General features: G+C 61.4%; 12 protein-coding genes. 9 read left to right on the top strand and 3 right to left on the bottom strand.

The genetic code is table 11. The features are described 5' to 3' along the window. Window positions 1-47: 47 nt before the first annotated feature. The 7 genes from elaB (at window position 48) to menE (ending at window position 7,444) form a co-directional block, all read left to right on the top strand. Window positions 48-353 carry a stress response protein ElaB gene (gene elaB, locus DBR02_RS01640; RefSeq protein WP_063450380.1) on the top strand — a complete coding sequence of 102 codons (306 nt, stop codon included), beginning with the start codon at window positions 48-50 and terminating at the stop codon, window positions 351-353. An 86-nt stretch (window positions 354-439) separates the two neighbouring features. Further along, on the top strand, window positions 440-1,735 hold the full coding sequence (gene menF / locus DBR02_RS01635) for an isochorismate synthase MenF (protein WP_107533419.1): 1,296 nt from the start codon (window positions 440-442) through the stop codon (window positions 1,733-1,735). A gap of 88 nt (window positions 1,736-1,823) precedes the next feature. Further along, entirely contained in the window at window positions 1,824-3,494 is a 1,671-nt protein-coding gene (menD, locus tag DBR02_RS01630) for a 2-succinyl-5-enolpyruvyl-6-hydroxy-3-cyclohexene-1-carboxylic-acid synthase (protein WP_063868211.1), read from the top strand. After that, window positions 3,491-4,267 (top strand): 2-succinyl-6-hydroxy-2,4-cyclohexadiene-1-carboxylate synthase, encoded by a 777-nt coding sequence (gene menH, locus DBR02_RS01625; RefSeq protein ID WP_107533418.1) that lies wholly within the window; start codon window positions 3,491-3,493, stop codon window positions 4,265-4,267. The genes menD and menH overlap by 4 nt, the downstream gene beginning before the upstream one ends. Beyond that, the gene (gene menB / locus DBR02_RS01620; RefSeq protein WP_013098093.1) at window positions 4,264-5,121 is read left to right on the top strand and encodes a 1,4-dihydroxy-2-naphthoyl-CoA synthase; all 858 of its coding nucleotides are present in this window, start codon (window positions 4,264-4,266) and stop codon (window positions 5,119-5,121) included. The genes menH and menB overlap by 4 nt, the downstream gene beginning before the upstream one ends. Next, window positions 5,121-6,086: an o-succinylbenzoate synthase gene (gene menC / locus DBR02_RS01615; protein WP_107533417.1), complete on the top strand. Its 966-nt coding sequence runs from the start codon at window positions 5,121-5,123 to the stop codon at window positions 6,084-6,086. The genes menB and menC overlap by 1 nt, the downstream gene beginning before the upstream one ends. Further along, window positions 6,083-7,444: an o-succinylbenzoate--CoA ligase gene (gene menE / locus DBR02_RS01610; RefSeq protein WP_107533416.1), complete on the top strand. Its 1,362-nt coding sequence runs from the start codon at window positions 6,083-6,085 to the stop codon at window positions 7,442-7,444. The genes menC and menE overlap by 4 nt, the downstream gene beginning before the upstream one ends. On the opposite strand, the gene DBR02_RS01605 is transcribed toward menE, so the two are convergent. Genes DBR02_RS01605 through DBR02_RS01595 form a run of 3 tightly spaced genes read right to left on the bottom strand, consistent with a single transcriptional unit; the run spans window position 7,445 to window position 10,394 of the window. Continuing rightward, entirely contained in the window at window positions 7,445-8,959 is a 1,515-nt protein-coding gene (locus DBR02_RS01605) for a tripartite tricarboxylate transporter permease (protein ID WP_063868219.1), read from the bottom strand. Between the two features lie 11 nt (window positions 8,960-8,970). Continuing rightward, a complete protein-coding gene (locus tag DBR02_RS01600; protein ID WP_063450373.1) occupies window positions 8,971-9,402 on the bottom strand; it encodes a tripartite tricarboxylate transporter TctB family protein in 432 nt (143 codons plus the stop codon). A gap of 11 nt (window positions 9,403-9,413) precedes the next feature. Next, window positions 9,414-10,394 (bottom strand): Bug family tripartite tricarboxylate transporter substrate binding protein, encoded by a 981-nt coding sequence (locus DBR02_RS01595; protein ID WP_107533415.1) that lies wholly within the window; start codon window positions 10,392-10,394, stop codon window positions 9,414-9,416. 152 nt (window positions 10,395-10,546) lie between these two features. Between DBR02_RS01595 and tctD the strand changes: the two genes are divergently transcribed. Next, window positions 10,547-11,221 carry a transcriptional regulator TctD gene (tctD, locus tag DBR02_RS01590; protein ID WP_107533414.1) on the top strand — a complete coding sequence of 225 codons (675 nt, stop codon included), beginning with the start codon at window positions 10,547-10,549 and terminating at the stop codon, window positions 11,219-11,221. Next, a complete protein-coding gene (locus DBR02_RS01585; protein WP_064910304.1) occupies window positions 11,208-12,617 on the top strand; it encodes a sensor histidine kinase in 1,410 nt (469 codons plus the stop codon). Before tctD ends, DBR02_RS01585 begins: the two co-directional genes overlap by 14 nt. Window positions 12,618-12,635: the final 18 nt, after the last annotated feature.

Raw genomic sequence — 12,635 nt, 5'->3', positions numbered from 1 at the left:
GACGTTGTCTATAGTTATCGGACTGGTGTACTAACATGGAGAAAAATATGTCATTTCAATCCTGGGAAACCCGAGCAGACGACGACCTGACGCTGCTAAGCGAAACGCTGGAAGAAGTGCTGCGCTCGTCAGGCGATCCTGCCGATCAGAAGTACATTGAGCTTAAAGCCCGCGCCGAGCAGGCGCTGCATGACGTTAAAAACCGCGTCAGTAACGCGTCCGACAACTACTACTACCGCGCCAAACAGGCGGTGTATCGTGCCGACGATTATGTGCATGAAAAACCATGGCAGGGTATTGGCGTCGGTGCGGCCGTAGGGCTGGTGCTGGGTCTGCTGTTAGCCCGCCGTTAAGCCGCTAAACCCCTCCCTACACGTGGGTACTGCTATTTATTGTCAGTACCCCGTATAATATAAGGTTTTAACAGGGAGAGGTTCGCGTGCACTCGATTTTCCTCGCGCTGCAAAGCCTGCGCACCCAGCTTGCGCAAGCGTTGCCTGATACACCCGGTTTCCGTCATTTCGACGTCTCTTTCCCGTTAAACGATGCCTTCGATCCCCTGGCCTGGCTGGGCGTGCAGCGAAGCTATCCCCAGTTTTACTGGCAACAGCGCAGCGGTGATGAAGAACTTGCCGCGCTCGGAAGCCTCGCCCATTTTGATTCTCTGGCCTCGGCTTCCCGGTTCCTGCACACCCATGCCGTGGCAAATGACACCCGTATCTGCGGCCTGAACGCTTTCAACCCAGCGCAGGGCACGCTGTTTTTACCGCGTCTTCTCTGGCGAAGGTCTGCCGGGGTCGCCACGCTGCGCCTGCAACTGTGGAGCGAAACCTCGCTGCGCGAAGATGCCCGTGCGGCATTGAATTTTGTCGATAACCTGCGCGACGCCGCGCCGATCCGCCCGCTGTCCGTTCAGATTGAGCAGGAAACCCATCATCCAGAAAAACCGGAATGGCTGGCGCTGATCCGTCAGGCAACGGATACCATTGCTCGCGGCGACGTCGAGAAAGTGGTGCTCGCACGCGCCACCGATGTGCAGTGCCGGCAGCCCGTAGACGCCATTGCGCTGATGGCCGCCAGCCGCGCGCTGAACCTCAACTGCTATCATTTTTGCATGGTCTTCGATGCCGACAACGCGTTTCTTGGCTCGACCCCCGAGCGCCTGTGGCGGCGACGCGGCACGCTGCTGCGCACCGAAGCGCTGGCAGGCACCGTTGCCAGCCATTCTGACGATAAGCAGGCCCAGCGTCTGGGGGACTGGCTGATGAACGACGACAAAAATCAGCGGGAAAATATGCTGGTGGTGGAAGATATCTGCCAGCGTCTTCAGCACCAGACCCGGACGCTGGAGATCCTGCCTGCGCAGGTGCTGCGTCTGCGCAAGGTGCAGCATTTACGCCGCTGTATCTGGACCGAACTCAAACACGCTGACGACGAGCAGTGTTTGAATATTCTGCAACCGACGGCGGCGGTGGCCGGGCTGCCGCGTCAGGCGGCGCGAGAATTTATTGAGAAGGTGGAGCCGTTTGACCGGGAGTGGTACGCGGGATCGGCGGGCTATTTGTCGGTCGATCAAAGTGAATTCTGCGTGGCATTACGCTCCGCACGCGTTCACGACGCCGCGCTGCGTCTTTATGCGGGGGCGGGCATCGTCAGCGGCTCTGATCCGGAACAGGAGTGGCAGGAGATCGAAAACAAAGCCGCCGGGCTGCGTTCCCTTCTCCTGAAGGATTAATACTGATTCGTACAATCCCGATTCATATCAAAATTCTGACTTTTTCTATTATTTATACTGTGTCGCATTCTTGATACTGGACAATCTCATGTCAGTAAGTTCTTTTAACCGACGCTGGGCGACGGTGATCCTTGAAGCCCTGACCCGGCATGGCGTCAGGCACGTGTGTATTGCCCCGGGCTCTCGCTCCACGCCGCTCACCCTTGCTGCGGCGGAAAACCGGGCTTTTATTCATCACACCCATTTTGACGAGCGTGGACTCGGTCATCTGGCGCTCGGCCTGGCGAAAGTCAGCAAAGCGCCCGTGGCGGTGATAGTCACCTCCGGCACGGCGGTGGCGAACCTCTATCCGGCGCTGATTGAAGCGGGGTTAACCGGCGAAAAGCTGATTTTACTCACCGCCGATCGTCCCCCTGAACTTATTGACTGCGGCGCTAACCAGGCGATTCGTCAGCCCGGCATGTTTGCCTCGCATCCGTCACGGACGGTTTCGCTGCCGCGCCCCACGCAGGATATTCCTGCCAGCTGGCTGGTCTCCACTCTCGACCACGCCATGAACGCGCTGCGCAGCGGCGGGCTGCACATCAACTGCCCGTTTGCCGAGCCGCTGTACGGCGAAATGAACGATACCGGCCTCGCCTGGCAGCAGCAGCTCGGCGACTGGTGGGAAAGCGAAAAACCGTGGCTGCGCGAGCAGACGCATCTGGAAAGCGCGAAACAGCGCGACTGGTTCTTCTGGCGTCAGAAGCGCGGCGTGGTCATTGCCGGGCGGATGAGCGCGGCGGAAGGCAGGCTGGCGGCGGAGTGGGCACACACGCTTGGCTGGCCGCTGATTGGCGACGTGCTTTCCCAGACGGGCCAGCCGCTGCCCTGCGCGGACCTCTGGCTGGGGAACGCGAAGGCGGTCACCGAGCTTGCGCAGGCGCAGATTGTCGTCCAGCTGGGATCGAGCCTGACGGGCAAGCGCCTGCTCCAGTGGCAGGCCACCTGCACGCCGGAAGAGTACTGGCTGGTGGATCCGCTCGAAGGACGCCTTGACCCGGCGCACCATCGCGGTCGCAGGCTGGTCAGCGACGTTGAGCGCTGGCTGGAGCTTCATCCGGCAGAAAAACGTAAGCCCTGGGCGGTTGAGATCCCCGAACTTTCGCGTCAGGCGTGGGAGCTCACCAAAGCGCAGTGCGAGGCGTTCAGTGAAGCCGGTCTGGCGCACCGTATCCGCAAATACCTTCCCGAGCAGGGGCAACTTTTTGTCGGCAACAGCCTGGTGGTGCGCCTGATTGACGCCTTCTCGAAGCTGCCCGCAGGTTACCCGGTGTACAGCAACCGGGGGGCGAGCGGCATTGATGGTCTGATCTCCACCGCGGCGGGCGTACAGCGGGCCAGCGCGAAATCCACGCTGGCGATAGTGGGCGATCTCTCAGCCCTCTACGATCTCAACGCGCTGGCGCTCCTGCGCCAGGCGTCGGCACCTTTCGTGCTGATTGTCGTTAACAACAACGGCGGGCAGATTTTCTCCCTACTGCCCACTCCGCAAAGCGAACGTGAGCGCTTCTATCTGATGCCGCAAAACGTGCAGTTCGAACACGCCGCCGCCATGTTCAGCCTTAAGTACCATCGCCCGGAAAGCTGGGACGCGCTGGAAACGGCGCTGAACGCCGCCTGGCGACAGCCCGGCGCAACGCTGATTGAGCTGGTGGTTAACGATTCGGACGGCGCGCAGAAGCTGCAACATCTGCTGGCGCAGGTGAGCCACCTGTGATCCTCGCAGGCGTCACTCAGCGCGGAAAACCAGGCTACCCCTGGCTGGTTTTCCTGCACGGCTTTTCCGGCGACTGTCGCGAGTGGCAGACCGTTGGGGCGTCGCTGGATGACTATCCCCGGCTCTACCTTGACCTGCCCGGACACGGTGGTTCCGCGGAGACGGGCGTGGCGGGGTTTGCAGAGATGAGCGAGTTGCTCACGCACACCCTTATTAGTTACAACATACTAAATTACTGGCTGGTGGGGTACTCCCTCGGCGGCCGCATTGCGATGTTTCATGCCTGCCAGCACCCGGCGGGGTTAGACGGGGTGATTGTGGAGGGTGGACACCCTGGCCTGCAAGATACCGATGCGCGTCAGGCGCGGCTGATCGCTGACCGACGCTGGGCGTCACGTTTTCGCAGCGAGCCGCTGGAAGCTGTCTTTACAGACTGGTATCAACAGCCGGTCTTTTCCTCCCTTACGGAGGAACAGCGCAAGGCGCTGATCGCGCTGCGCAGCCGGAACAACGGCCCGAGGCTGGCTGATATGCTGGAAGCCACCTCGCTTGCCGTTCAGCCTGATTTACGTCCCGCGCTCACCGCGCGTGATTTTCCTTTTTACTTTCTCTATGGCGAACGTGATGAGAAGTTCAAAGCCCTTGCCGCTGAACTCAACGCCACGCGCCATGCTATCCCCCATGCCGGACACAACGCCCACCGGGAGAACCCGGATGCGGTTGCCGCGAGTCTGGCTCAGATACTGCGTCATCGAACAAAGGACACGCTATGATCTATCCTGATGAAAACATGCTCTACGCGCCGGTTGAATGGCAGGACTGCTCCGAAGGCTACACCGACATTCGTTACCACAAATCCGCCGACGGTATCGCCAAAATCACCATCAACCGTCCGCAGGTGCGCAACGCGTTTCGTCCACTGACCGTCAAAGAGATGATCCAGGCGCTGGCGGATGCCCGCTACGACGACAATATCGGCGTCATCGTTCTGACCGGGGAAGGCGAGAAAGCCTTCTGCTCCGGCGGCGATCAGAAAGTGCGTGGCGACTACGGCGGATACCAGGATGATGCGGGCACGCACCACCTGAACGTGCTGGATTTCCAGCGCCAGATCCGCACCTGTCCGAAACCGGTCGTGGCGATGGTGGCAGGGTATTCCATCGGTGGCGGTCACGTGCTGCACATGATGTGTGACCTGACTATCGCGGCGGAAAATGCCATCTTCGGCCAGACCGGCCCGAAAGTGGGCTCTTTCGACGGCGGCTGGGGCGCCTCCTACATGGCGCGCATCGTCGGCCAGAAAAAAGCCCGCGAAATCTGGTTCCTGTGCCGTCAGTACAACGCACAGGAAGCGCTGGATATGGGCCTGGTTAACACCGTGGTGCCGATCGCCGATCTCGAAAAAGAGACCGTGCGCTGGTGTCGCGAAATGCTGCAAAACAGCCCAATGGCGCTGCGCTGCCTGAAGGCGGCCCTGAACGCGGACTGTGACGGTCAGGCGGGCCTTCAGGAGCTGGCGGGTAACGCCACCATGCTGTTCTACATGACCGAAGAGGGTCAGGAAGGGCGCAACGCGTTCAACGAAAAACGCCAGCCAGACTTCAGCAAATACAAACGGAACCCGTAATGCGTCGCGCGCAGGTTTACCGCTGGCAGATACCGATGGACGCGGGCGTGGTGCTGCGTGAACGGCGGTTAAAAACCCGTGACGGACTTTTTGTGCACCTCCGGCAGGGCGAGCGGGAAGGGTGGGGCGAAATCGCCCCGCTTCCGGGCTTTAGCCTGGAAACGCTGGACGAGGCGCAGGCGGCGCTGATGGCCTGGACGCACCAATGGCGCGAGGGAGTGGCTCCGGCACTGCCGGACGTTCCTTCCGCCGCGTTCGGCATCAGCTGTGCGCTGGCCGAGCTGGACGGCAGTTTGCCGGACGCGGCGAACTATCGCGCCGCGCCGCTCTGTACCGGCGATCCGGATGAACTCTTCGCGCTGCTCTCCGCGATGCCGGGCGAGAAGGTGGCGAAAATTAAGGTCGGCCTGTACGAAGCGGTGCGCGACGGGATGGTTGTCAACCTGCTGCTGGAAGCCATTCCCGATCTACACCTGCGCCTGGACGCCAACCGCGCCTGGACGCCGCTGAAGGCGCAGCAGTTTGCGAAGTACGTCAACCCGGCGTACCGCAGCCGCATCGCGTTTCTCGAAGAGCCGTGCAAAACGCGCGACGAGTCCCGCGCCTTTGCCCGGGAAACCGGCATTGCTATCGCCTGGGATGAGAGCCTTCGCGAAGCCGATTTCACGTTTGCCGCCGAGCCGGGCGTCAGCGCCGTGGTGATTAAGCCAACGCTGACCGGCAGCCTCGACAAGGTGCGCGAGCAGGTTGCAGCGGCCCATGCGCTGGGGATGACGGCGGTGATCAGCTCGTCCATAGAATCGAGCCTCGGGCTGACGCAGCTGGCGCGCATTGCCGCCTGGTTAACGCCAGAGACTGTACCCGGCCTTGATACGCTGAGCCTGATGCAGGCGCAGCTGCTTCGCCCGTGGCCGGACAGCACCTTACCGTGCCTTGACGTCGGGGCGCTGGAGCCGTTGCGATGAGCTTTAACGACTGGCCGTGGCGGCACTGGCGCGCCCGGAGTGGTGATAAACCCGCGCTGCGTTTAGACGAAGTCACGCACAACTGGTCTCAGCTGTGCGAGCGTATCGATCGTCTGGCCGCCGGTTTTCAGGCTCAGGGCGTCAGGGAGGGCGACGGCGTCATGCTCCTCGCCCACAACCATCCGCGCACGCTGCTGGCCTGGCTGGCCCTGCTTCAGTGCGGCGCCCGCATTTTGCCGGTAAACCCTCAGCTTCCCCGCCCGCTGCTGGACGTTCTCCTGCCGCAGATGACGTTGCGCTTTGCGCTGGTGCTTAACGGTGAGTATGACGGTCTGCCCGCGCTGGCGTTGAGAGAGGGCGAGGAGCTTGCCAGCGTGGCGTGGAGAGCTGAACGTCTGGCCTCAATGACGCTCACCTCCGGCTCCACCGGCCTGCCAAAAGCGGCAGTGCATACCTGTGCTGCCCACCTTGCCAGCGCACGAGGCGTGCTGTCCCTGATGCCTTACGGCGGTGATGACGACTGGCTGCTGTCCCTGCCGCTGTTTCACGTCTCCGGTCAGGGGATTCTGTGGCGCTGGTTGCAGGGCGGAGGCCGCCTCACCGTGCGCGAAAAACAGCCTCTGGAGCAGGCGCTCCAGGGCTGCACCCACGCCTCGCTGGTGCCGACGCAGCTGTGGCGGCTGCTCAATTCACACCATCCCGTCGCGCTGAAGGCCGTGCTGCTCGGGGGGGCGGAAATCCCCGTTGAGCTGACCGAACAGGCGCGCGAGCAGGGTATTCGCACCTACTGCGGCTACGGCCTGACCGAGTTCGCCTCCACCGTCTGCGCCAAGGAGGCTGACGGCGCGCCGGACGTGGGCCGCGCGCTGCCGGGCAGAGAGGTGCAGGTGGTAAACGGTGAAATCTGGATCCGGGCAGAAAGCATGGCGGTGGGCTACTGGCGGGACGGCGCGTTACTGCCGCTGGTCAACGAGCAGGGCTGGTTCGCCACCCGCGATCGCGGTGAGTGGCATAACGGCCGCCTGGCCGTTCTGGGCCGCATGGACAATCTCTTTTTCAGCGGCGGAGAAGGGATCCAGCCGGAAGCGCTGGAGCGCGTCATCGTTACGCATCCGCAGGTAAGCCAGGCGTTTGTCGTTCCGCTGGACGATGCCGAGTACGGGCAGCGGCCGGTGGCGGTAGTGGAATGTGCGCCGGGCACGGATATCACGCTGTTGCCAGAGTGGGTTCAGGGCAGGCTGGCGCGCTTTGAGCAGCCGGTGCACTGGCTGGCGCTGCCGTCAGAACTGAAAAATGGCGGGATTAAAATCTCCCGCCAGGCGTTAAGGCAGTGGGTCAATGCCCTGTTAAGGGGCTAATCAGCCGATATCCGGCTGCGGTTTGTGCTGGCGACGACGGACCCAGCGCAGCACCGGCGGCACGACAATCACCATAATCGCCATTGCCAGCAGGATCTTCGTCACGCTGCTCTCCCACAGGATCGCCATGTTGCCGTTGCTGATGGAGAGCGCGCGGCGCAGGTTCTGCTCCAGCATTTCCCCCAACACAAACCCTAAAATCAGCGGCGACATCGGGAAGTGCATTTTGCGCAAGATGTAGCCCAGGATCCCCAGCAGCACCATCAATACCAGGTCGAAGGTGGTGCTGTGCACCGCGTACACCCCAACCGCAGAGACGGCGGCGATGGCAGGAACCAGGAACCACAGGGGAATGGTCAGCATGCGCGTAAACAGGCCGATCAGCGGGATGTTCATCACCAGCAGCATCACGTTGGCGATCAGCAGCGCCGCAATCAGGCCCCAGACGATATCCGGCTGCTCGGTAAACATCGCCGGCCCCGGGGTGATGTTATAGAGCGTCAGCGCGCCCATCATCACCGCCGTGGTGCCTGAACCCGGCACGCCAAGGGTCAGCATCGGGATGAACGAACCGCAGGCCGAAGCGTTATTGGCCGCCTCCGGCGCCGCCACGCCGCGAATATCGCCTTTGCCGAAGCCGTCGCTGTTACCGCTCAGCTTCTTCTCGGTCATGTAGGTGATGGCGCTGGCGATGGTTGCCCCGGCGCCGGGCAGAATGCCGACAAAGAAACCGATCACCGACGACCGCAGGGTAGCACCCACGCACTGCGCCCCCTCTTTGGCATTGAACAGCATACGTCCGGTTTTACGCACCAGCGTCTGCCCGCTGCTGGTATGCTCCAGCATCAGCAAGATTTCTGAGACGGAGAACAGACCAATCACCACGACGATAAACTGCACGCCGTCGGAGAGGTGTACGCTGTCGAAGGTAAAGCGGTAAACCCCGGTGTTGGCATCCACGCCGACGGTGGCTAACCCCAGGCCAATCAGCGCAGATAAAAATGACTTAAGCGGGTTCTGCGCCATCATGCTGCCGAGGCAGGCAATGGCGAATACCATCAGCGCGAAATACTCGGCAGGACCAAACGCCAGCGACCACTGGGCCAGCGCCGGCGCGAACAAAATGATGCCGCCAATGGCGATCAGGGAGCCAAAGAACGAACTGACGGCGGAAATTGAGAGCGCCACGCCGCCGCGTCCCTGCTGCGCCATCGGGTAGCCGTCCAGCGCGGTCATAATGGCGGCGGCATCGCCGGGCACGTTAAGCAGTATCGACGAAATTCGTCCGCCGTACTCGCAGCCGATGTACACCGTCGCCAGCAGGATCAGCGCCGACTCCGCAGGCAGGTGCAGGGCAAAGGCCAGCGGCAGTAAAATCGCCACGCCGTTGATCGGGCCAAGGCCCGGCAGCAGGCCGACGATGGTCCCGACGAAGCAGCCGATCAGGGCGATCACCAGGTTTTCCGGGGTCATCGCTACCGCGAACCCCTGAGAGAGATAGATCCAGGTATCCATAGCGTGCTCCGTTAGTTAAACCATGCGCCGAGCGGCAGCGTCACGTCCAGCAGGCGGTCGAAGGCGTACCAGAGCAAAATGCCCAGTACGACCCCGGAGATCCCCGCCGCGGGCAGCGAGGCGTTAAACAGCATGCCAATCACCATCGTCAGCAGGGCAGTGGCAATCGGGAAGCCGAGCCACTCAAAGCCCCACGCGTACATCAGCAGGACAATCACCATCACCAGCAGACGTTGCAGGGTGCGGCGTGGCGGCCACTCTACGGTGTCCGGATGGCGCAGCAGTAGCGCCACCGAGCAGAGCAGCATCAGGCCGACAATGCCGACGGGGAAGGGGCGTGGCCCTACGGGTTCATAGCTGTATTCGCTGTGGATCTGCCAGGCGACGAACAGCCCGCCAATGCAGAGCAGCAGCCATATCCCGGCAAAAATGCGATCGCTCATAGCGCCTCCGGTTATTTCGCCAGGCCAAAGGCTTTCGCCTGTTCGCGGTAGTCATTCACCTGTTTTTTCACGTACTCATCCAGCTGCTTGCCGTTCAGGTTGAACTCAAACAGTCCGCGCAGATCGCGCTGTTTTTTGAACTCGTCGGTTTGCTGGAGTTTTGTGAAGGTATCCACCCACCACTGGTACTCGGCGTCGGTCACTTTTGGCCCGACAAAGAAGCCGCGGATGATCGGCCAGACCAGGTTATAACCCTGCTCTTTGGCGGTTGGGACGTCCGCCAGCTGGCCCGGCAGACGGTTTTCCGAGAAGACCGCCAGCACGCGGATCTTATCTCCGCTCAGGTAGGGCACCATTTCGCTGAGATCGCCCGATACCGCCTGCACGTGATTGCCCATCAGCGCCGTCACTGGCTCGCCGCCGCCTTCAAAGGCCACGTAGCGCATCTTGTGCGGATCCACTTTGGCCTGCTGCGCGAGCAGCGCGGCTTTCATCCAGTCCTGGCTGCCGATAGACGCGCCCGCGCCAATCACCACGCTGTTCGGATCTTTTTCCATGGCGCTCAGCAGATCTTTCAGGGACTTCCAGGGAGAATCGGCGCGAACGGCGATCATCCCGTAATCGGTGCCCACGGTGGCGAGCCAGCGCACATCATCCACGTCATAACGACCAAATTTCCCCTGCGACAGGTTCAGCAGCGAGCCGCCGGAGAAGGCCACGACGGTACCGGGTTCGGCAGGGCGCTGCGCAACAATGGCGTTATAGGCTACCGCGCCCACGCCGCCGGGCATGTAGGTGACACGCATCGGTTTTTCGATGGCCTTCGTCTCCAGCAGGCTGACCTGAATCAGCTTGCAGGTCAGGTCGAAGCCGCCGCCGGGTTTGGCCGGGGCGATACATTCGGTGCGGGACGGCGCCTCCTGCGCCTGGACGACAGAGGCACTCAACAGCAATACGCTTGCAGCAACAGCAGAAAGTAATTGTTTTTTCATCGTTTATCCTCACGCCGGAGAACCGGGAGTACGGGTACGGGTGTCTTTTTTCTGATTATGTGAACCACCTTGTAGCGGTTCCGTTGCGTGATTGTTAAAACAATAACCTTTCATTTCCCTTTCACTGCGACACCAACTTTACAGGATGTGATATGCGTCTCTTACTGGCGGAAGATAATCGTGAGCTGGCTCACTGGCTGGAGAAAGCGCTGGTACAGAACGGATTTGCCGTGGATTGCGTCAACGACGGGCGGGCGGCCGACCACCTTTTGCAGGGGGAAAACTATGCCGTCGCCATTCTTGATATCGGCATGCCCGGCTTCGACGGGCTGGAGGTGGTGCATCGCCTGAGAAAGCGCGGGCAGACGCTTCCCGTGCTGTTTCTTACCGCCCGCAGCAACGTGGCGGACAGGGTGAAAGGGCTGAATGCCGGGGCGGATGACTATCTGCCGAAGCCGTTCGAGCTGGAAGAACTCGATGCCCGCCTGCGCGCGCTGCTGCGCCGCAGTGAAGGGCGAACCCAGGAGCGCCAGCGGCTGGGGGAGCTGGAGTACGATGATGAAGGCTTTTTTCTGCTGCGCGATGAACCCCTTTCCCTCACGCCGCGCGAACTCTCTCTGCTGAAGGTGCTGATGCACCGCCGGTCCCGTCCCGTTTCCCGACAGCAGCTCTTCGACCAGGTGTTCAGCCTGAACGACGACGTTAGCCCCGAGAGCATCGATCTCTATATTCACCGCCTGCGCAAGAAGCTGACCGGCAGCGGCGTGCGGATCACCACGCTCCGTGGGCTGGGCTACGTGCTGGAGTGCGGCGATGAAGTGGGTTAAGCCGCAGTCGCTTTACCTGCAACTTTTGCTCTTTCTGGGTTTGCCGCTGCTGCTGTTATGGGGGCTGTCGGCCTTTAACAGCTACGTTAGCGCGCTACAGGCGGCAACGCAGGCCTATGACCGCACGCTGTTATCCTCGGCGCGCACGGTGTCAGAGCGGCTGGTGGTGCACAACGGCAAGCTCCAGGTAAACGTGCCCTGGGTGGTGCTCGACAGCTTTGAGCTGAACATGAACGATCGCCTCTATTACAAGGTCGTTGATCCTGACGGGCGGACGATCTCCGGCTATGACGATCTGCCAAATATGCCACCCTCCACGTCGCGCACCACCCACTATCCTGCGCTGGCCTGGTTTTATCATACCGAGTATCGCGGGCAGGCGATCCGCGTGGCGAAGCTGCTCCAGCCGGTTAACGAAGACAGCGTGTTCGGCATGGCGGAGATATACGTCGCCGAAACCTTGCAGTCGCGGCGCTATCTCGCCACGCAGCTGCTGTTTTCCTCGCTTGTGTCGCAGGGGCTACTGGTGCTGCTGACGCTGATTTTAACCGCCTGGCTGCTTCGCCGCGTGCTGCGCCCGATGCGCCAGCTCTCCTCGCTGATGGTGCGCCGCGAGCCAGGGCTGCTGGCCCCGCTGCCGGAGCTGTTGCCCTGGTCGGAAACGCGGCTGCTGATTGTGGCATTTAACCGCTATATCGACAGGTTGCGCGGCGTACTTTCGCGGCAGGCGCGCTTCAATGCCGATGCCTCGCACCAGCTCAAAACGCCGCTGGCGGTGCTGAAAACCCAGGTGTCCGTTGCCCTGACGCGTAACGATCCGGCGCTGTGGCAGGAAAGTTTACGGGCAATGAACGTGACGCTGGATAACACCATCGTGCTGACCGAGAGGCTGCTACAGCTTTCAGCGGTGAAGCGAAAAGAGCAGGGTGAGCGACAGTTTGTCCCTGTCGATCTGGTTCAGGTGGTGCAAAACAGCTGCTTTTCCCGGCTGGCGCAGGCGCGCAGCAAGGCTATTGACCTCGGTTATGACGGCGTACAGCAGCCGGTAATGATTGAGGGAGATGACGTGCTGCTGGGCGAACTCTGCGCCAACCTGCTGGAGAACGCGATCAAATACACGCCTGAGCAGGGCATCGTCACGGTGTACCTGCGCACGGATAACGATGCCGTTGAGCTGAGCGTGGAGGACAGCGGACCGGGGATTGCCGAAGATCAGATCGCCCAGGCCATGCTGCCGTTTCATCGGCTGGATAACGTGGGCGATGCCGCCGGGTCCGGCATTGGTCTGGCGCTGGCCAACGACATTGCCCGTCTTCACCGCAGCCATCTCCAGCTGATGCCCAGTGAAAATCTGGGCGGGCTGTGCGTGAAAATGCGCTTTTTGTTGATGATGTAAATGTCGATATTATCAAAT

The organism is Enterobacter cloacae complex sp., assembly GCF_900322725.1.
GTDB classification, from domain to species: Bacteria; Pseudomonadota; Gammaproteobacteria; order Enterobacterales; family Enterobacteriaceae; genus Enterobacter; species Enterobacter quasihormaechei.
Note: the sequence above shows the minus strand (reverse complement) of the source record. Positions and strands in the feature narration are given on the sequence as shown.